Genomic DNA, 18,257 nt, shown 5'->3' with positions numbered 1-18,257 from the left:
CGAGAGAATGACCAGCATGGCTTCTCTCTTTATTAAGGATCTTTCACATGGCTGGCGAAACCGCCCTGGCAACCTTGCTGCGCAGCATGAGCCCGCAGCTCAATGACGGCGACTATGTGTTCTGCACCCTGCCCGACCACCGTATTCCGGCAGGTTGCGAGGTGATTGGCAGCTTTCGCGAGCAGGAAGGCCTGACGCTGATTCTGGAGCGTCAGCAGGCGGAGCAGGCCGGTCTGGCGTTCGAGTACGTTGCCGCATGGATCACTTTGAATGTGCATTCCGCCCTTGAAGCCGTAGGCCTGACGGCGGCGTTCGCCAGTGCACTGGGCAACGCCGGTATCAGTTGCAACGTGATTGCCGGCTATTACCACGACCATCTGTTTGTCGGCCGCGCCGATGCCGAGCGGGCCATGGACGTCTTGCGCCAACTGGCAGCGGACGCGGAGTAAATCCTATGTGGCAAAGCTATGTGAACGGACTGCTGGTGGCTTTGGGCCTGATCATGGCGATCGGCACCCAGAACGCCTTCGTACTGGCGCAAAGTCTGCGCCGTGAACATCACCTGCCGGTCGCGGCATTGTGCATCGTGTGCGATGCGATTCTGGTGGCTGCCGGGGTATTTGGCCTGGCGACGGTACTGGCGCAAAACCCTCTGTTGCTGGCGATTGCCCGCTGGGGCGGTGCGGCGTTCCTGTTGTGGTACGGCACCTTGGCGCTGCGTCGGGCGTTTTCCAGGCAAAGCCTGGGACAAGGGCAACACCTCAAGGTGCGTTCATTGCGCGCCGTACTGCTCAGCGCCTTGGCGGTGACACTGCTCAACCCCCATGTCTATCTGGACACCGTGTTGTTGATCGGCTCGCTGGGCGCTCAACAAACCGAACCCGGCGCTTACGTGGCAGGCGCCGCCAGCGCTTCGTTCCTGTGGTTTGCCACGCTGGCACTCGGCGCGGCGTGGTTGGCGCCCTGGCTGGCACGCCCCGCGACATGGCGCCTGCTGGACCTTTTAGTGGCGGTGATGATGTTCAGCGTGGCCTATCAACTGATCAGTGCTTGATGAATATTCCAAAACGCTCTGGAACCTCTATCCCACACAGTTGTTGCGTGGTTTTGCCGCACCCCCGGTGCTATGATCCGGACCCTGCGCCGCAAAGAGTACAAACTCCCCGGCGCTTGTTTGGCCGCCCGTGATCGGCCTTGCGCTCACCGCAACTGACCTGATTAGGAGAATCATCATGGCTTTCGAATTGCCGCCGCTGCCCTACGCACACGATGCCCTGCAGCCGCACATCTCCAAGGAAACCCTGGAGTATCACCACGACAAGCACCACAACACCTATGTCGTGAACCTGAACAACCTGGTGCCAGGCACCGAGTTCGAAGGCAAGACCCTGGAAGAGATCGTCAAGTCTTCTTCGGGCGGCATCTTCAACAACGCCGCTCAGGTCTGGAACCACACTTTCTACTGGAACTGCCTGGCGCCAAACGCCGGCGGTCAACCTACCGGCGCACTGGCTGAGGCGATCAACGCTGCATTCGGTTCGTTCGACAAGTTCAAAGAAGAATTCACCAAGACTTCCGTCGGCACCTTCGGTTCCGGTTGGGGCTGGCTGGTGAAAAAAGCTGACGGTTCCCTGGCTCTGGCCAGCACCATCGGCGCCGGCAACCCGCTGACCAGCGGCGATACCCCGCTGCTGACCTGCGACGTCTGGGAACACGCTTACTACATCGACTACCGCAACGTGCGTCCAAAGTATGTGGAAGCGTTCTGGAACCTGGTCAACTGGAAGTTCGTGGCTGAGCAGTTCGAAGGCAAGACCTTCACTGCCTAAGTAGCACTTGCAGTAGAAAGAGCCCGGCGATTGCCGGGCTTTTTTTATGGGAAATTTCCGGTAACCGCTGAGGACACATGGAACTGCCCAGCAGGCTTCGCCACTCAGGTGTCGAGAGGCTTGTCGCCTCTTTTCCATCCACCTCGGAGATTTCAGCATGATCGAATTAGCAGCATTGGGTGCCATGGCCCCCGTCGCCGCAGTAGCCCTGCCACTGGCCGCAAAAGCCGCAGAGGCCGGTATCAAGGCCGCAAGCGACGTAGCGAGTAAAACAGTGGAATTTGCCAAGGAAGCACTAAATCACGGCTCGCAGATAACGTTTTAAGCAGTAAGCCCCCATCGGTCCCAGAGCGGCGGACACCGATCCGTCGCCCTTCCAACAACGCCCGCCAACGCCCTCGCCCCCTTCGCCATTAATGTCCCTTTGACTGCCATCACGAGATTGCCAATACTCATGGCATATTGAGGCCACCCGCATGGAACAAGGAATGACCCTTTGAAGCTGGAACTCAAAAACAGCTTGTCGGTGAAGTTGCTACGGGTTGTGCTGCTGTCGGCATTGATCGTGGGCGTTGCGCTGAGCGTGGCGCAGATCGTGTTTGATGCTTACAAGACGCGCCAGGCCGTGGCCGGTGATGCCCAGCGCATCCTCGACATGTTTCGCGACCCGTCTACCCAGGCCGTCTATAGCCTGGATCGCGAAATGGGCATGCAGGTGATCGAAGGCCTGTTTCAGGACGACGCCGTGCGCCTGGCCTCCATCGGCCATCCCAACGAAACCATGCTCGCAGAAAAAAGCCGCGCGTTGCAGCAATCGCCCACCCGCTGGTTGACCGACCTGATACTTGGCCAGGAACGTACATTTACCACGGCGCTGGTCGGCAAGGGCCCCTACAGCGAATATTACGGCGACCTGAGCATTACCCTGGACACCGCCACCTACGGCAAAAGCTTTATTGTCAGCTCGGTGATCATTTTTATTTCCGGCGTGCTGCGCGCCCTGGCCATGGGCCTGGTGCTGTACCTGGTCTACCACTGGCTGCTGACCAAACCGTTGTCGCGGATTATCGAGCACTTGACCTCGATCAACCCGGACCGGCCCAGCGAACACAAGATCCCCCAGATCAAAGGTCACGAACGCAACGAACTGGGGCTGTGGATCAACACGGCCAACCAGTTGCTCGAATCCATCGAACGCAATACCCACCTGCGCCATGAGGCGGAATCCAGCCTGCTGCGCATGGCCCAGTACGACTTTCTCACCGGCCTGCCCAATCGTCAGAAGTTGCAGGAGCAATTGGACAAGATCCTGATCGACGCCGGTCGCCGGCAACGTCGTGTGGCAGTGCTATGCGTAGGGTTGGACGACTTCAAAAGCGTCAATGAACAGTTCACTTACCAGGCCGGCGACAAGTTATTGCTGGCCTTGGCCGAACGTCTGCGCGCTCACAGCGGTCGTCTCGGCGCCCTCGCCCGCCTCGGCGGCGACCAGTTCGCCCTGGTGCAGGCCGATATCGACCAGCCCTACGAAGCGGCCGAACTGGCGCAAAGCATCCTGGACGACCTGGAAGCGGAATTCGCCCTCGATCAGGATCACATTCGCCTGCGCGCCACCATTGGCATCACCTTGTTCCCGGAAGACGGCGACAGCACCGAAAAGCTGCTGCAAAAAGCCGAACAAACCATGACCCTGGCCAAGAGCCGCTCCCGCAACCGCTATCAGTTCTACATCGCCAGCGTCGACAGTGAAATGCGCCGACGCCGCGAATTGGAAAAAGACCTGCGCGATGCCCTTAGCCGTGACCAGTTCCACCTGGTGTATCAGCCGCAAATCAGCTACCGCGACCACCGCGTGGTCGGTGTGGAAGCGCTGATTCGCTGGCAGCACCCGGAACATGGCCTGGTGCCGCCGGACTTGTTTATCCCGCTGGCGGAACAGAACGGCACCATTATCCCTATTGGCGAATGGGTGCTGGACCAGGCCTGCCGACAGTTGCGCGAATGGCATGACCTGGGCTTTACCGGGTTGCGCATGGCGGTCAACCTGTCCACCGTGCAGTTGCACCACACCGAGTTGCCGCGGGTGGTCAACAACCTGATGCAGATCTACCGCTTGCCACCCCGCAGCCTGGAGCTGGAAGTGACCGAGACCGGCCTGATGGAAGACATCAGCACCGCCGCCCAGCACTTGCTGAGCCTGCGTCGCTCCGGGGCGCTGATCGCCATTGATGACTTCGGTACCGGCTACTCATCCCTGAGCTACCTGAAAAGCCTGCCTCTGGACAAGATCAAGATCGACAAGAGCTTCGTTCAGGACCTGCTGGATGATGACGACGACGCAACCATCGTGCGCGCCATCATCCAACTGGGCAAAAGCCTGGGCATGCAAGTGATTGCCGAAGGCGTGGAAACTGCCGAGCAGGAGGCTTACATCATTTCCGAGGGCTGCCATGAGGGCCAGGGTTACCACTACAGCAAACCGCTGCAGGCCCGCGAGTTAGCGGCTTATTTGAAACAGTCCGAACGCGACAACGCGGCGATTCTCTGACCTGACAAAACGATACTAAATATTTCCCTCGTATAAACCTTTACACAAAATGCAAATCTTTCGCATTATGTCGCAGTTTTTGCGCTCCCCCGCGCGCCCTATCAACAACCGAAGCAGGATGTTCGCCATGATTCGTATGCCCCTGGCCACCGCCAGTCTGCTGGCCATTGCCATTTCTCTCGCTGGTTGCGGCGAAGGTAAAGACAAGGCCGCCGCGCCGACCCCGGCTGCCAGCACCACCGCTCCAGCGGCTGCCACGCCTGCAGGCCAGGTCGACGAAGCTGCCGCCAAGGCCGTGGTCGCGCATTACGCTGACATGGTGTTCGCGGTGTACAGCGACGCGGAATCCACCGCGAAAACCCTGCAAACCGCAATCGACACCTTCCTCGCCAACCCGAACGACCAAACCCTGAAAGCGGCCCGTACCGCCTGGATCGCCGCTCGCGTGCCGTACCTGCAGAGCGAAGTGTTCCGTTTCGGTAACACCATCATCGACGACTGGGAAGGCCAGGTGAACGCCTGGCCCCTGGACGAAGGCCTGATCGACTACGTCGACAAATCCTACGAGCACGCGCTGGGCAACCCCGGTGCCAACGCCAACATCATCGCCAACAACGAGATCCAGGTCGGCGAAGACAAGGTCGACGTCAAGGAAATCACCCCGGAAAAACTCGCCAGCCTCAATGAGCTGGGCGGTTCCGAAGCCAACGTCGCCACCGGCTACCACGCCATTGAATTCCTGCTCTGGGGCCAGGACCTCAACGGCACCGGCCCTGGCGCGGGCAACCGCCCGGCGTCGGACTACATGACCGGCGACGGCGCAACCGGCGGTCACAACGAGCGCCGTCGCACCTACCTGCGTGCCGTGACTCAGTTGCTGGTCAGCGACCTGGAAGAAATGGTCGGCAACTGGAAGCCCAACGTCGAAGACAACTACCGCGCCACCCTGGAGGCAGAACCTGCCACCGACGGCCTGCGCAAAATGTTGTTCGGCATGGGCAGCCTGTCCCTGGGCGAGCTGGCCGGCGAGCGCATGAAGGTGTCCCTGGAAGCCAACTCGCCGGAAGACGAGCAGGATTGCTTCAGCGATAACACCCACAACTCGCACTTCTACGACGCCAAGGGCATTCGCAACGTCTACCTGGGCGAGTACACCCGCACCGACGGCACCAAGATGACCGGCGCCAGCCTGTCGTCCCTGGTGGCCAAGGCTGACCCGGCGGCCGACGCGGCGCTGAAGGCTGACCTTGCGGCCACTGAAGCGAAGATTCAGGTCATGGTGGACCACGCCAACAACGGCGAGCATTACGACCAGCTGATTGCTGCGGGTAACGATGCAGGCAACCAGATCGTGCGTGACGCGATTGCGGCCTTGGTCAAGCAGACCGGGGCGATTGAAACAGCTGCGGGCAAGCTGGGCATCAGCGACTTGAACCCGGATAACGCTGATCACGAGTTCTGATCAGTGCTGGATTAAATGAGGCGGCCTTCGGGTCGCCTTTTTTGTGCCTGCCTTCCAGGCCTCGTCAAACGCCACAGAGCTTGTGTGGGAGCGGGCTCGCTCGCGAATACGGCGTGTCAGCCAATTGATTTCTCACTGAACCACCGCCTTCGCGAGCAAGCCCGCTCCCACATTTTACCGCGTCGCCTTTGAGCCCTCGGTTTACGCAGGTAGAATGGCGCCTTTAACCGTCACTCCGAGCAAATTTCATGGCGTTGCCGACCCTACGTATCATCGGTTTCATCCTCGGCATCTTCCTGATCACACTCGCGATCGCCATGGTCGTCCCGATGGCCACCCTGGTGATATTCGAACGCACCAGCGACCTGCCCTCATTCCTCTGGGCCAGCCTGATTACCTTCCTCGCCGGCCTGGCCCTGGTCCTCCCCGGCCGCCCCGAGCACATACACCTGCGCCCCCGGGACATGTACCTGCTGACCGTCAGCAGTTGGCTGGTGGTATGCATCTTCGCCGCGCTGCCGTTTTTGCTGACCCAGCACATCAGCTACACCGACTCGTTCTTTGAAAGCATGTCGGGCATCACCGCCACCGGCTCCACCGTGTTGAGCGGGCTGGACAGCATGTCTCCCGGCATTCTGATATGGCGCTCGCTGCTGCACTGGCTTGGCGGCATCGGCTTTATCGGCATGGCGGTGGCGATCCTGCCGCTGCTGCGCATTGGTGGCATGCGCCTGTTTCAGACCGAATCCTCGGACCGCTCGGAAAAGGTCATGCCACGCTCGCACATGGTGGCGCGGCTGATTGTGGCGGCGTATGTGGGCATCACCATCCTCGGCAGCCTCGCATTCTGGTGGGCCGGGATGGGCTTGTTCGATGCGATCAACCACGCGATGTCAGCAATTTCCACCGGTGGTTTTTCCACCTCCGATGAATCCCTGGCCCACTGGAAACAACCGGCGGTGCACTGGGTAGCGGTGGTCGTGATGATCCTCGGCAGCTTACCGTTCACCCTGTATGTCGCGACATTGCGCGGCAATCGCCGGGCGCTGATCAAGGATCAGCAGGTGCAAGGCTTGCTCGGGCTGTTGGTCGTGACCTGGCTGGTACTCGGTACCTGGTACTGGTGGACTACCGATTTGCATTGGCTCGACGCGCTACGCCATGTAGCGGTTAACGTTACCTCAGTGGTCACCACCACCGGCTTCGCGCTGGGGGACTACAGCATCTGGGGCAACTTCTCACTGATGTTGTTCTTCTACTTGGGCTTTGTCGGCGGCTGCTCGGGCTCTACGGCGGGCGGTATCAAGATCTTCCGGTTCCAGGTCGCGTATATCCTGCTCAAGGCCAACTTGAACCAGTTGATTCATCCGCGTGCCGTGATCAAGCAGAAGTACAACGGCCACCGTCTCGACGAAGAGATCGTGCGGTCGATTCTGACTTTCTCGTTTTTCTTCGCCATCACCATTTGTGCAATCGCACTGGCCCTTTCGCTGTTGGGGCTGGACTGGATGACTGCGTTGACCGGCGCCGCCAGTACCGTATCGGGTGTAGGCCCGGGCCTGGGCGAGACCATCGGCCCGGCCGGTAACTTCGCCAGCCTGCCGGATGCGGCCAAGTGGATCTTGTCGCTCGGCATGCTGCTGGGGCGACTGGAGATTATTACAGTCTTTGTTCTGTGCATTCCGGCGTTTTGGCGCCACTGACCGTCGGCGCTCGCAGCAGCCGCGTCCGGTATTCGCCGGGCGTGGCGTCGAACCAGCGGCGAAAGGCGCGGAAGAAATTGCTCGGGTCGGCAAAGCCCAACAGGTAGGCAATTTCCAGCAAGGTCATACTCGGCTGCGCGAGGTATTGCTCGGCGAGTTCGCGGCGCGTGTCGTCGAGCAACGTCTGGAAACTGGTGCCCTCTTCCTGCAAACGCCGCTGCAAGGTGCGCTGGGACAGGTGCAAGGTCTGGGCGACCACTTCGCGCTTGGGTTCGCCCTGGGGTAGCAGGCGGCACAACACCTGGCGCGCCTTGTGGGTCACGCGGCTCTCGGAAAACCGTGCCAGGTACTCACCGGCAAACCGATCGTGCAACAGCGCCATGGCCTCGTTGGCCGTGGGCAGCGGTTCATCCATGTCAGCCTGCTCGAAAATCAGCGCGTCATAGGGCGCATTGAACTCAAGGGGGGCGTGGAAGGCTTGCTTGTAGGGCGCGAGGTCTGCCGGTTGATCGCCTTGTAACATTACCTTGCGTGGTTGCAGGGTGCGGCCGGTCAACCAGCCGCACAGCGCCAGTGCACTGGCCAGCGAGGCTTCGGCACTTTGTCGGGTGGGCGGGAGGTGATCGCCGTGCACCGTCAGAATCAGCGCATAGCCCTCAGGTAACAGTCGGAAACTCAGGTCGGCGCTTTCGGCAATGATCCGCTGATAGCGCACCAGGCGCATAAAGCCTTCGGCCAGGGTGTTGCTGGACATCAAGGCATAACCGGCCACATGAAACGACGCCGGGCGCACCACCTTGCCCATGTTCAGGCCAATCGCCGGGTTGCCCGACAGCTCCACCGCGCGTTGCCAGAGGCGAGTCATGGAGTCCTGGGGGAAACGTGCATCGGGGTCACTGAGGGCGGCGTAGTCCAGGCCGAGTTGCTTGAACAAGACGCGGCAATCCAGCCCGTCCATTTCCAACGCCTTGACTATCCCCAGCGCCCAGCTTGCAGAAGTTGTTCGTTCGCTCATGGCGTCTTCTTAAAAAAGCAGGCTTAAACGGCAGCCAGGAAGCCAAGGATACTAAAGTGGCATCTATTGTCACTGGCTGTTACCAGTGCTCACTCTAGACTCAAATAAGCTCCCCGCCGAACATCTGTTGGGCGGCACAACCACCCAAGGGCCGGCCACCGTGGAAAACCTCAAACAATTCAATAGCTTCGCCGAGTTCTACCCTTATTACCTGAGCGAACATGGCAACAGCACCTGCCGGCGCCTGCATTTTATAGGCACCACCCTGGTGATCGGCATTCTGGCGTATGCCATCGGCCGCGGCTCATTGGGCCTGCTGCTGGCGTTGCCAATCGCGGGTTACAGCTTTGCCTGGGTCGGCCACTTCTTCTTTGAAAAGAACCGCCCGGCCACGTTTCAACACCCGTTCTACAGCTTGCTGGGCGATTTTGTGATGTACCGCGACATGATTGTGGGCAAGGTGCCTTTCTAACCGCTAAAGGTGCCTTTCTTGAGGAAGGTGCCGTTTCAGGGTGTGACCTCTTGTCACTTGTGTAAAAGCATGAAAATTCGTACATAAGCTGACATAAAATTCTTTTTGTCATTTTCAGTGCTGTATCCTGCCAAGGCTTTTTGAGAGCGCGGAATCACCTGCGATTGAAAAAACAGATCTTGCGAGGAGCGACGACGATGCACGAGATACCTAATCTCCCCTTCCCAAGCCTGCACCCAACTGAGCAGCCAACACCGCAGCAGGCCAGCAACAAACAGCCTGAGGCCAAAGAAGCAAAACCAGTCGACAGCAAAAGCCAGGACTGACGCCGTACCAGACCGTGTGGAAAGCGCCCCTTCAAGCGCTTTCCACACTGCCTGAATGATGAGATACCCGCCATGACCGATGACTCCCCCAACACCCCTTCCGATACCCCGGATGCTGCTGTTCTCGACGCTGCCTTGCAGATGATCGAAGTCTGGAACCGCCTCAGCGCCGACAAACAAGCCCTGCTGCTCAAGCGCTTCGGCACCCAGGAAAATGCCTTGGCCGCCCTGGTGACCACGCAAATGCTGGCGCCCGCCAAATCCTGATGGTTGTGATCTGAAGTTTTTGACGTTTTGCCGCCCGGCCCGGCCCCAGCGCCGGTATCATTAGCAGCCTATCTTTTACCTGCTGCGACAGTGGACCTCTCCCATGCCAGATACCCAGCGCCCCATGGCGGTCACGCTGCAAGTCGTTTCCATCGTGCTGTTCACCTTTATTGGCTACCTGAACATCGGCATTCCCCTGGCCGTTTTGCCGGGCTATGTCCATAGCCAACTGGGCTATGGCGCAGTGATCGCCGGGCTGGTGATCAGCGTGCAATACCTGGCCACGCTGCTGAGCCGTCCGTACGCCGGCAAAATCATCGACAACCTGGGCAGCAAGCGCGCAGTGCTGATCGGCTTGGTCGGTTGCGGCCTGAGTGGCGTGTTCATGTTGCTGGCGGCGTGGTTTTCCAGCTTGCCGGCCTTCAGCCTGGTCAGCCTGCTGATCGGGCGACTGGTACTCGGCAGCGCGGAAAGCCTGGTGGGCTCGGGCGCCATCGGCTGGGGGATCGGCCGCGTCGGCGCCGCCAATACGGCCAAGGTTATCTCGTGGAACGGCATCGCCAGTTATGGCGCGCTGGCCGTCGGCGCACCGCTGGGGGTGCTGCTGGTCAGTCACTTCGGGCTGTGGAGCATGGGCGTCAGCATCATCCTGCTGGCGGTCGTCGGCGTGCTGCTGGCCTGGAACAAGGAAGCGGCGCCCATCGTGGCCGGCGTACGCCTGCCGTTCATGAACGTGCTGGGCCGGGTGCTGCCCCACGGCTGCGCGTTGGCGCTGGGCTCGATCGGCTTTGGCACCATCGCCACGTTTATCACCCTGTATTACACCACCCAACATTGGGACAACGCGGTGTGGGCACTGAGCCTGTTCGGCGCCAGTTTTATCGGTGCACGCCTGCTGTTCGGCAATTTGATCAACCGTATCGGCGGCTTTCGCGTGGCGATTGCCTGCCTGTCGGTGGAAATCTTCGGCCTACTGCTGCTGTGGCTCGCGCCGGACGCCCACCTGGCCTTGGCCGGTGCGGCGTTGAGCGGCTTTGGTTTTTCCCTGGTATTTCCGGCGCTGGGGGTGGAGGCCGTCAACCTGGTGCCAGCCTCCAGCCGCGGTGCGGCGGTAGGGGCTTATTCACTGTTTATCGACTTGTCGCTGGGTATCACCGGCCCGCTGGCGGGAGCGGTGGCGGCAGGCTTTGGTTTTGCGTCGATCTTCCTGTTCGCCGCCCTCGCCGCCTTGGGCGGTTTGCTGCTGAGTGTGTATTTGTACCGGCAAGCGCCCAAGGCCCGCGAAGCACGCGACGCTTAGAAATCCACCTTGCCGCGCCCGGCCTTGATGCTGCCGCGCTTGGTCTTGGATTCCAGGCGACGCTTTTTCGAGCCCAGGGTGGGCTTGGTCGGGCGGCGCTTCTTCTCGACCTTGGTGGCGCTGAGGATCAATTCCACCAGGCGCTCCAGCGCATCCGCGCGATTCTGTTCCTGAGTCCGGTATTGCTGGGCCTTGAGCACCAGCACGCCGTCACTGGTGATACGGCTGTCACGCAGCGCCAGCAGCCGCTCCTTGTAGAACTCCGGCAACGATGACGCCGGAATATCAAACCGCAGGTGCACCGCGCTCGACACCTTGTTGACGTTTTGCCCACCGGCGCCCTGGGCGCGAATGGCGGTCAGCTCGATCTCGGCATCGGGCAGGTGCACGTTGTTGGAAATTACCAGCATCACTCAAAAACCTTAGGCAACGGACAAGCCCAACTCGGACAACAACATCGACGCCTGGGCTTTGGAAATCACGGCGCCTTTGAACAGTTTGGCATCATTGAGGCGAAAGCCGCTCAAATCCGCACCGCGCAAGTCGGCGCCAGCGAAATTGGCGCCGTTGATACGGGCGTGAGCGAGGCTGCATTCGATCAATTGCGCCTTGCGAAAGTCTGCATCCGACAAGTCGCTGTCGGAGAAATCCAGGTTATTCAGCACGGTTCGCGCAAACGACAAACCGGACAAAAATGCACTGTTGAGCCGGGTTTCACTGAAGCTCAGCCCCAGCGACGCACAGTGAGTGAAGTTGGCGCCGGTCAGCTTGCAGTGGGCAAAACTCGCTTGGGACAATTTGCTGCGCTGCCAGCGGGTGTTGTTCAGGTCGCAGCTGTTGAACTGCGCTTCCAGCAGGTTCGCCGCTTCGAATACCGCATGGGCCGCGCGGCAACTGATCCACTGAGTGCCTTCAAGGCGCGAGCCGAGAAAAGAAGTCTGGACCAGAATGCAGCGTTCGAACACCCAGTGGTCCAGCACCATTCGCGACAGATCGGCACCACTCAAGTCGACGCCCATCAGCCGCAACGGGCCGTTGTGCTGGTCGATCAGGTCTTCCAGATCAGAGCGCTGCAAGGTGCCGCCGTCGATATCTGTGTGCTGCATGGGGCCTCCGGGCAAGGGTCTGTTTAAAACGAGGGGGCGAGTCTAACCCGCCCACGCCAACAAAAAACCCGGCAAAGTGCCGGGTTTTCTATTTACGCGAAACGCCCTACTCCAGAACCGTCCGCACTGTGTTCTGAACCGTTTGCGCCTTGCGCTTGTTCTTGATCCAGTAGCACAGCCCCATGAACGCCACCCACACCGGGATGGCGTACACCGACACCTGAATCCCCGGGATCATCAGCATGATCACCAGGATAAACGCGACGAATGCCAGGCAGATATAGTTACCGTAGGGATACCACAGTGCCTTGAACAGCGGCACTTGGCCGGTGCGGTTCATGTGCTGGCGGAACTTGAAGTGGGAGAAGCTGATCATCGCCCAGTTGATCACCAGCGTAGCCACTACCAGCGACATCAGCAGTTCCAGCGCATGCTGCGGGATCAGGTAGTTCATCAGCACCGCCACCAGGGTGATCGCCGCCGAGGCCAGGATCGAACGCACCGGCACACCGCGCTTGTCGATCTTCGCCAATGCCTTGGGCGCATCGCCCTGCTCAGCCATGCCCAGCAACATGCGGCTGTTGCAGTAGGTGCCGCTGTTGTACACCGACAGCGCTGCGGTCAGCACCACGAAGTTGAGGATGTGCGCGGCAGTGTTGCTGCCCAGCATCGAGAACACCTGCACGAACGGGCTGCCGCTGTAGGCATCGCCGGACGCGTTGAGGCTTGCCAGCAGGCTGTCCCAAGGCGTGAGCGACAACAGCACCACCAGAGCGCCGATGTAGAAAATCAGGATGCGATAGATGACCTGATTGATCGCTTTGGGGATCACAGTGCGTGGCTGGTCGGCTTCGGCGGCGGTAAAACCGAGCATTTCCAGACCGCCGAACGAGAACATGATGATCGCCATGGCCATCACCAATCCGCCCACACCGTGCGGGAAGAACCCACCGTGGTCCCACAGGTTACTCACCGAGGCTTGTGGGCCGCCGGTGCCGCTGACCAGCAAATAGCTGCCAAGGGCGATCATGCCGACGATGGCCACTACCTTGATAATGGCGAACCAGAATTCGGCCTCACCAAAGACTTTGACGTTGGCCAGGTTAATCAAGTTGATCAACACGAAAAACGCCGCTGCCGAAACCCAGGTCGGAATCTCCGGCCACCAGTAGTGCACGTACTTGCCGACAGCGGTCAGCTCCGACATGCCGACCAGAATGTACAGAATCCAGCAGTTCCAGCCCGACAGGAAGCCGGCGAAACCGCCCCAGTACTTGTGGGCAAAATGGCTGAAGGAGCCGGCGACCGGCTCTTCGACGATCATTTCGCCGAGCTGGCGCATGATCATGAAGGCGATAAAGCCGCAGATGGCATAGCCCAGGATCATCGACGGGCCGGCGGATTTGAGCACCCCGGCCGAGCCCAGGAACAGGCCGGTGCCGATGGCGCCCCCGAGGGCGATCAACTGGATATGCCGATTTTTCAGGCCGCGTTTCAGCTCGCCTGAAGAGGAATGGGGTCCACTCATGAAAAGGGTCTCACGCAAGGTTTGATGATGTTGAATGCACGTTGCTGCCTTGAGTCTCGACTCAAGCAGCGCTGCTCAAACCCCAGCGCAGGCACCAGGAGTACAGCGTCTTTCTAACGGTCATGCGTCACCTGTTTGTTTTTATCTGTGACGAAATCGAACCCGTCCGGCTCGTGGCCAGGCGGAGTGATCAGGGTGGGTAAACCCTGAGGTCTTGGCCTTTTGCGTAGGTACGCAAGGGGGTCACAGTAAAACGCGGCGCATTGTACACCGCTCGACAGCTTCGGGCCGACCCCGGAAGACGCCTGTGACAATCTGTCAGGCATTCCTTACAGCCTCTTACGCCTCAATCATTGCGCGCCTTTCTCGTAAATTAATCGTTACAGCACGGAAAATAAGCGTTACAGCCAAGCTTCAACTGTCTGAAAACGGAAAAATGTCAGTCGGAAATTTCCGGTCGGTTATCCGCTCCAGTCCGTTGTTTTTTCTGAATAAAAGACAGCGTCAAAAAAACAGAAGAAAAAATCCAAATGAGACCGTGTCAATAAATATTTTGCATTCCGAAACACACTCTCCTAGGTTCTTTCACTTGCCAGCGAAGCCCGTTGGCAAGCCGTTCTCAAACAACGTCCTCTAGGAGATACACCATGCAAGCACTGGAAAACGACCTGGAAACCGAACTGCAACTCGACGATTGGTTTGAAGCGCCGACCCATGAGGCCGCCGTTGAAATGATGCAAGCCGATGCCGTTGTGCCGTTTGGCACCGCGATGTGGCCTTTCTAACACCCGGCAGGCATCCGGCAGGTGCTGTGCACGGCACCTGCCCCCTTACCCAAGGCACAGAAGGACACCCGTCATGGACAAGGCCCGCGCCGTCGAACACTTTCTCTACTACCTCGCGCACCACCCGGCTCTTAACGGCCTGAGCCGCCCTACCGTGCTACTGGGCCATACCGAACGCTACGACGCCATCGCCCAGGCAATTACCCACGGCAGTGCCGCCCGATTCAATTTCCAGGTGCAGCGCCTGGACCTGGCCGCCAGCGACACCCTGGCCCAGGCCATCGAAGCCTGCGACCTGTACCTGTTTCTCTACGATTCCTCGACCCTGCCCAACCCACGCGCCGAAGGCCCGGATTTTATCCGCGCCCTGCAAGGCGTGATGGCGGAGCACTGGAAGAAATCCCTGCTGTTCAAGGATTACGGCGACTACTTCTACGACACCTTCAGCGTCGAGCCGCAGCGCATTGCCGACCTCAACGCCACGCTGATCCGCCGCATGTCCCAAGCCAACGTGCTGAGCTTCACCGACAAACACGGCTCACGCCTTGAAGCGCCGATGAGCAGCATCAAGAAGTGGACCAACATCAACGGCGTCGGCAACCACGACCTGGCGCCGGGCGAAATTGCCACCCACAGCGAAGCCATCAATGGCCAGGTGCGGTTTGTCGGCACCTTCCTCAGCACCATCCCGTTTGCGCGCAAATACGGCGTGCTGCAATCACCGTTGGAACTGTGGATCGAGAATTCGACGATTTGCAGCGTGGCCAGCGACGTGCCGGGGCTGGCAGAGGATTTCAACAAATACCTGAACGCCAACCCGTCCAACCGGCGCGTGGAGGAGTTGGGGATTGGCACCAATGAAGGGGTCAAGGATTTGTATGCGCGCAATGCAGGCTTCGAGGAGCGCCATTGCGGTTTGCACCTGGGGTTGGGCGGTGGGCAGAAAGGCAGCCATCACTTGGACCTGATCTTTGCCAGCGGGGTGTTGGCGCTGGATGACAAGCCGGTGTTTGACGGGACTTTTGCGTTCTGAAAGCCGATTTCGAAGTCAACTGAGATCTAAATGTGGGAGCGGGCTTGCTCGCGAATGCGGTGTATCAGCTTGCACATGCATCAACTGACACACCGCATTCGCGAGCAAGCCCGCTCCCACAGTTGATTGCATTGCAAATTCAGAGCAAAAAAAAAACGCCAACCCTAAGGTTGGCGTTTTTGTGCAGCACTTACATCACTGCGGCTTCTTGCGACCAAAACCCGGGCGCTGGCCGGAACCGGCCGGGGCGCCACGGCGCTTGCCCGACGGCTCGTCCGCAACCAGTTTCAGGCCTGGGCGCTTTTTCGGCGCTGGCTTGGCTGGACGCTTGGTGTTGGCGCTGTCGGCTGGGCGATCGGATGCCGGAGCACCACGGCCTTCGCCACGGTTACCGCGACCGCCGGTTGGCGCTTCGCCACGGCCCGCTGGACGCGGTGCGCGTGGAGCACGCTCGCCTTCCTGACGGGACGGCGCGGTTGGGCGGCGCTCGCCTTCGATCTGCGGCTCACGGGAGATACGACCGCCGGTGGCCGGTGCATTCAGTGCCGGGCGCAGGGTACGGGCAACGCGTTCGGTACGGGCCACAGGGCGCGACGATTTACGCTGCATACGCTCAAGCTTGTCTTTGCTCTTGGCGTTCATCTGCGGCATCGCGACCGGCGTCAGGCCAACTTCAGCGCTGAGGATGTCAACTTCGTACTGGCTCATTTCGCGCCAGCGGCCCATCGGCAGGTCGGAGTTCAAGAACACCGGGCCGAAACGCACGCGCTTCAGGCGGCTGACCACCAGGCCCTGGGATTCCCACAGGCGACGTACTTCACGGTTACGGCCTTCCATCACCACGCAGTGGTACCAGTGGTTGAAACCTTCGCCACCTGGCGCCTGCTTGATGTCGGTGAACTTGGCCGGGCCGTCTTCAAGGACTACGCCGGCTTTCAAGCGCTCGATCATCTCGTCATCGACTTCGCCACGCACACGCACCGCGTATTCACGGTCCATCTCGTAGGAAGGGTGCATCAGGCGGTTAGCCAGTTCACCGTCAGTGGTGAACATCAGCAAGCCGGTGGTGTTGATGTCCAGACGACCGATGTTGATCCAGCGGCCTTCTTTGGGCTTAGGCATCTTGTCGAACACGGTCGGACGGCCTTCCGGGTCGTCACGGGTGCAGATCTCGCCATCGGGCTTGTTGTACATGATGACGCGGCGCACCGATTCGGCGGCCTCTTCACGCTTGATGACCTTGCCATCAATGGTGATTGCATCGTGCAGGTCGACGCGCTGGCCAAGGGTGGCTTCAACGCCGTTGACCTTGATGCGCTTCTGGGTGATCCAGGCTTCGACGTCGCGGCGTGAGCCCACGCCGATACGTGCCAGCACCTTTTGCAGTTTTTCACCTGCTGGGCCGATTTCCTGGCTGTCGTTCTGGTCTTGGTCGTTCATCTTAAGCACCTCCCGGTGGGTCGATTCAGGCGTGGCCTGAAGAGTGTTGAAAGCGGGGCTTTGGGCGAATAACTCGCCAAAGGGTCGCGAATCATACGCGCATGGCGCGCGTTGCGCATCAGAGACTAGTCGATTAGGGCGCAGTCATTTGCTTTTCCGCCGACCGGTGGCGCCCAGCGCCAGCAGGCGCAGCTCGGCTTCGGCCAAAACCGTGCGTTTGTCGACCTTGTCGAGTTTCTTCCAGGCGCGGATCTCGCGCTTGCTGCGGCCGCAGCCGACGCAGATGTCATCGCTGAACTTGCAGATGCTGATGCAGGGGTCTTTGGTTGAACTCATTTGAATCCTCCCAGGCAACGGGTTTTCTGTGGGAGCTGCTCGCCTGCGATGGCGTCACCTCGGTGAAACACAAAGACCGAGTCGCCTGTATCGCAGGCAACCCAGCTCCCACATTTTGACGCGGCGTCAGTCTTCGAACTGACGCCGCTCGGCCTCGATGGCCTCAGCCAGCGCCCGGGCTTCGTCTTCCTCGTCGCTCAACGGCGGTTGTTCGAGGGCGGCGACGGCAGCCAGGAGTTTCTCACGGGCCTCGGCGACACCGAGGATGTCTTCCTCAGGCTCAGGCTCAACTTCAATGTCGACCTCAGGCCCGGGCTCAGACTCAACTTCAATGTCGACCTCAGGCACCGTTTCAACGTTCACCTGGGTTTCAGGCTCGGCAGCCCCATCCCGCAACAAGTCGTCGAAGTCGGTCTTGATTCCCTGCTCCATGTCGTCCAATTCCAGCAACAAGGTGTGGAAACTGGTTTCGTCCTTCGGCTCTTCCGGCTCGGCCGTGGCGTCGGCCAGCTCTTGCAGGCTGGCGGGGACCGGCGCGTCGTCGAAGTCCAGCACCGGGTCCGGCTCCATCTCGCGCAGCTCAGCCAGCGGCGGCAGGTCGTCGAGGTTTTTCAGGTTGAAATGGTCGAGGAACACTTTGGTGGTGGCGAACATCGCCGGTTTGCCGGGCACATCGCGGTAACCGACGATACGAATCCACTCGCGCTCCAGCAACGTCTTGACGATATGGCTGTTGACCGCCACGCCGCGCACATCTTCGATTTCGCCGCGCGTGATCGGCTGGCGATAGGCGATCAGCGCCATGGTCTCGAGCATCGCCCGCGAATAACGCTGCGGGCGCTCTTCCCACAAGCGGCCGACCCACGGGGAAAACTTCTCACGGATCTGCAGGCGATAACCCGACGCTACTTCGCGCAGCTCAAAGGCGCGGCCGTCGCAGGACTTGCGCAAAATCTCCAGCGCCTTCTTGAACACCGGCGGCTCAGGACGTTCAGCCTCTTCAAAGAGTTCGAACAAGCGCTCCAGGGATTGCGGTTTACCCGAGGCCAGGAGAAAGGCTTCCAGCAACGGGGCCAGTTCGCGGGGTTCAGTCAAATTCATCGATTC

General features: G+C 60.0%; 19 protein-coding genes. 12 read left to right on the top strand and 7 right to left on the bottom strand.

Annotation, left to right across the window (positions count from 1 at the left end):
• Positions 1-47 precede the first annotated feature (47 nt).
• The 7 genes from ACI77D_RS06590 (at position 48) to ACI77D_RS06560 (ending at position 7,542) form a co-directional block, all read left to right on the top strand.
• Complete coding sequence (locus ACI77D_RS06590; RefSeq protein ID WP_407016263.1) at positions 48-449, top strand: ACT domain-containing protein; 402 nt, start codon at positions 48-50, stop codon at positions 447-449.
• A gap of 5 nt (positions 450-454) precedes the next feature.
• Entirely contained in the window at positions 455-1,054 is a 600-nt protein-coding gene (locus ACI77D_RS06585) for a LysE/ArgO family amino acid transporter (protein ID WP_064453880.1), read from the top strand.
• A gap of 178 nt (positions 1,055-1,232) precedes the next feature.
• Positions 1,233-1,829 (top strand): superoxide dismutase, encoded by a 597-nt coding sequence (locus tag ACI77D_RS06580; RefSeq protein ID WP_003212997.1) that lies wholly within the window; start codon positions 1,233-1,235, stop codon positions 1,827-1,829.
• Between the two features lie 157 nt (positions 1,830-1,986).
• On the top strand, positions 1,987-2,154 hold the full coding sequence (locus ACI77D_RS06575; RefSeq protein ID WP_156526303.1) for a hypothetical protein: 168 nt from the start codon (positions 1,987-1,989) through the stop codon (positions 2,152-2,154).
• Between the two features lie 171 nt (positions 2,155-2,325).
• Positions 2,326-4,377 (top strand): putative bifunctional diguanylate cyclase/phosphodiesterase, encoded by a 2,052-nt coding sequence (locus tag ACI77D_RS06570; RefSeq protein WP_407016262.1) that lies wholly within the window; start codon positions 2,326-2,328, stop codon positions 4,375-4,377.
• A gap of 127 nt (positions 4,378-4,504) precedes the next feature.
• The gene (locus ACI77D_RS06565; RefSeq protein WP_064453882.1) at positions 4,505-5,839 is read left to right on the top strand and encodes an imelysin family protein; all 1,335 of its coding nucleotides are present in this window, start codon (positions 4,505-4,507) and stop codon (positions 5,837-5,839) included.
• A 248-nt stretch (positions 5,840-6,087) separates the two neighbouring features.
• Entirely contained in the window at positions 6,088-7,542 is a 1,455-nt protein-coding gene (locus tag ACI77D_RS06560; RefSeq protein ID WP_064453883.1) for a TrkH family potassium uptake protein, read from the top strand.
• Here ACI77D_RS06560 and ACI77D_RS06555 read toward each other — a convergent pair.
• Positions 7,499-8,557 carry an AraC family transcriptional regulator gene (locus ACI77D_RS06555; protein ID WP_407016261.1) on the bottom strand — a complete coding sequence of 353 codons (1,059 nt, stop codon included), beginning with the start codon at positions 8,555-8,557 and terminating at the stop codon, positions 7,499-7,501. The genes ACI77D_RS06560 and ACI77D_RS06555 overlap by 44 nt on opposite strands.
• A gap of 160 nt (positions 8,558-8,717) precedes the next feature.
• Between ACI77D_RS06555 and ACI77D_RS06550 the strand changes: the two genes are divergently transcribed.
• The 3 genes from ACI77D_RS06550 (at position 8,718) to ACI77D_RS06540 (ending at position 10,922) form a co-directional block, all read left to right on the top strand.
• The gene (locus ACI77D_RS06550) at positions 8,718-9,029 is read left to right on the top strand and encodes a DUF962 domain-containing protein (RefSeq protein WP_064455004.1); all 312 of its coding nucleotides are present in this window, start codon (positions 8,718-8,720) and stop codon (positions 9,027-9,029) included.
• A gap of 398 nt (positions 9,030-9,427) precedes the next feature.
• Complete coding sequence (locus tag ACI77D_RS06545; RefSeq protein ID WP_064453885.1) at positions 9,428-9,622, top strand: hypothetical protein; 195 nt, start codon at positions 9,428-9,430, stop codon at positions 9,620-9,622.
• Positions 9,623-9,725: 103 nt separating this feature from the next.
• Entirely contained in the window at positions 9,726-10,922 is a 1,197-nt protein-coding gene (locus ACI77D_RS06540) for an MFS transporter (RefSeq protein WP_128589816.1), read from the top strand.
• Here the strand turns inward: ACI77D_RS06540 and arfB are convergent.
• The 3 genes from arfB to ACI77D_RS06525 all read right to left on the bottom strand — a co-directional run bounded on the left by arfB (position 10,919) and on the right by ACI77D_RS06525 (position 13,556).
• Positions 10,919-11,332, bottom strand: a complete 414-nt coding sequence (arfB, locus tag ACI77D_RS06535; RefSeq protein ID WP_017847165.1) for an alternative ribosome rescue aminoacyl-tRNA hydrolase ArfB — start codon at positions 11,330-11,332, stop codon at positions 10,919-10,921. The genes ACI77D_RS06540 and arfB overlap by 4 nt on opposite strands.
• A 12-nt stretch (positions 11,333-11,344) precedes the next feature.
• The gene (locus ACI77D_RS06530; protein WP_407016260.1) at positions 11,345-12,028 is read right to left on the bottom strand and encodes a pentapeptide repeat-containing protein; all 684 of its coding nucleotides are present in this window, start codon (positions 12,026-12,028) and stop codon (positions 11,345-11,347) included.
• A 106-nt stretch (positions 12,029-12,134) separates the two neighbouring features.
• A complete protein-coding gene (locus ACI77D_RS06525) occupies positions 12,135-13,556 on the bottom strand; it encodes an amino acid permease (RefSeq protein ID WP_064453888.1) in 1,422 nt (473 codons plus the stop codon).
• Positions 13,557-14,203: 647 nt separating this feature from the next.
• Here ACI77D_RS06525 and ACI77D_RS06520 point away from each other — a divergent pair.
• Positions 14,204-14,341 (top strand): hypothetical protein, encoded by a 138-nt coding sequence (locus ACI77D_RS06520; RefSeq protein WP_003175756.1) that lies wholly within the window; start codon positions 14,204-14,206, stop codon positions 14,339-14,341.
• Between the two features lie 73 nt (positions 14,342-14,414).
• On the top strand, positions 14,415-15,374 hold the full coding sequence (locus ACI77D_RS06515) for a hypothetical protein (protein WP_064453889.1): 960 nt from the start codon (positions 14,415-14,417) through the stop codon (positions 15,372-15,374).
• 195 nt (positions 15,375-15,569) lie between these two features.
• Here the strand turns inward: ACI77D_RS06515 and rluB are convergent, their stop codons facing one another.
• From rluB to scpB, 3 genes are all read right to left on the bottom strand, one after another.
• Complete coding sequence (gene rluB, locus ACI77D_RS06510; RefSeq protein WP_262666156.1) at positions 15,570-16,814, bottom strand: 23S rRNA pseudouridine(2605) synthase RluB; 1,245 nt, start codon at positions 16,812-16,814, stop codon at positions 15,570-15,572.
• A gap of 144 nt (positions 16,815-16,958) precedes the next feature.
• The gene (locus tag ACI77D_RS06505; protein WP_005790815.1) at positions 16,959-17,150 is read right to left on the bottom strand and encodes a DUF1289 domain-containing protein; all 192 of its coding nucleotides are present in this window, start codon (positions 17,148-17,150) and stop codon (positions 16,959-16,961) included.
• A 126-nt stretch (positions 17,151-17,276) separates the two neighbouring features.
• A complete protein-coding gene (gene scpB, locus ACI77D_RS06500) occupies positions 17,277-18,251 on the bottom strand; it encodes an SMC-Scp complex subunit ScpB (protein ID WP_053257719.1) in 975 nt (324 codons plus the stop codon).
• Positions 18,252-18,257: the final 6 nt, after the last annotated feature.

It is taken from the genome of Pseudomonas sp. O39, assembly GCF_045447295.1.
In the GTDB taxonomy this organism is placed as follows: domain Bacteria; phylum Pseudomonadota; class Gammaproteobacteria; order Pseudomonadales; family Pseudomonadaceae; genus Aquipseudomonas; species Aquipseudomonas antarctica_A.
Note: the sequence above shows the minus strand (reverse complement) of the source record. Positions and strands in the feature narration are given on the sequence as shown.

Bases quoted from the DNA above. Each gene is read 5' to 3' on its own strand.
- ACI77D_RS06590 (WP_407016263.1), top strand. From the start codon at position 48: ATGGCTGGCGAAACCGCCCTGGCAACCTTGCTGCGCAGCATGAGCCCG.
- ACI77D_RS06585 (WP_064453880.1), top strand. From the start codon at position 455: ATGTGGCAAAGCTATGTGAACGGACTGCTGGTGGCTTTGGGCCTGATC.
- ACI77D_RS06580 (WP_003212997.1), top strand. From the start codon at position 1,233: ATGGCTTTCGAATTGCCGCCGCTGCCCTACGCACACGATGCCCTGCAG.
- ACI77D_RS06575 (WP_156526303.1), top strand. From the start codon at position 1,987: ATGATCGAATTAGCAGCATTGGGTGCCATGGCCCCCGTCGCCGCAGTA.
- ACI77D_RS06565 (WP_064453882.1), top strand. From the start codon at position 4,505: ATGATTCGTATGCCCCTGGCCACCGCCAGTCTGCTGGCCATTGCCATT.
- ACI77D_RS06560 (WP_064453883.1), top strand. From the start codon at position 6,088: ATGGCGTTGCCGACCCTACGTATCATCGGTTTCATCCTCGGCATCTTC.
- ACI77D_RS06555 (WP_407016261.1), bottom strand. From the start codon at position 8,557: ATGAGCGAACGAACAACTTCTGCAAGCTGGGCGCTGGGGATAGTCAAG.
- ACI77D_RS06545 (WP_064453885.1), top strand. From the start codon at position 9,428: ATGACCGATGACTCCCCCAACACCCCTTCCGATACCCCGGATGCTGCT.
- ACI77D_RS06540 (WP_128589816.1), top strand. From the start codon at position 9,726: ATGCCAGATACCCAGCGCCCCATGGCGGTCACGCTGCAAGTCGTTTCC.
- arfB (WP_017847165.1), bottom strand. From the start codon at position 11,332: ATGCTGGTAATTTCCAACAACGTGCACCTGCCCGATGCCGAGATCGAG.
- ACI77D_RS06530 (WP_407016260.1), bottom strand. From the start codon at position 12,028: ATGCAGCACACAGATATCGACGGCGGCACCTTGCAGCGCTCTGATCTG.
- ACI77D_RS06525 (WP_064453888.1), bottom strand. From the start codon at position 13,556: ATGAGTGGACCCCATTCCTCTTCAGGCGAGCTGAAACGCGGCCTGAAA.
- ACI77D_RS06520 (WP_003175756.1), top strand. From the start codon at position 14,204: ATGCAAGCACTGGAAAACGACCTGGAAACCGAACTGCAACTCGACGAT.
- ACI77D_RS06515 (WP_064453889.1), top strand. From the start codon at position 14,415: ATGGACAAGGCCCGCGCCGTCGAACACTTTCTCTACTACCTCGCGCAC.
- rluB (WP_262666156.1), bottom strand. From the start codon at position 16,814: ATGAACGACCAAGACCAGAACGACAGCCAGGAAATCGGCCCAGCAGGT.
- ACI77D_RS06505 (WP_005790815.1), bottom strand. From the start codon at position 17,150: ATGAGTTCAACCAAAGACCCCTGCATCAGCATCTGCAAGTTCAGCGAT.
- scpB (WP_053257719.1), bottom strand. From the start codon at position 18,251: ATGAATTTGACTGAACCCCGCGAACTGGCCCCGTTGCTGGAAGCCTTT.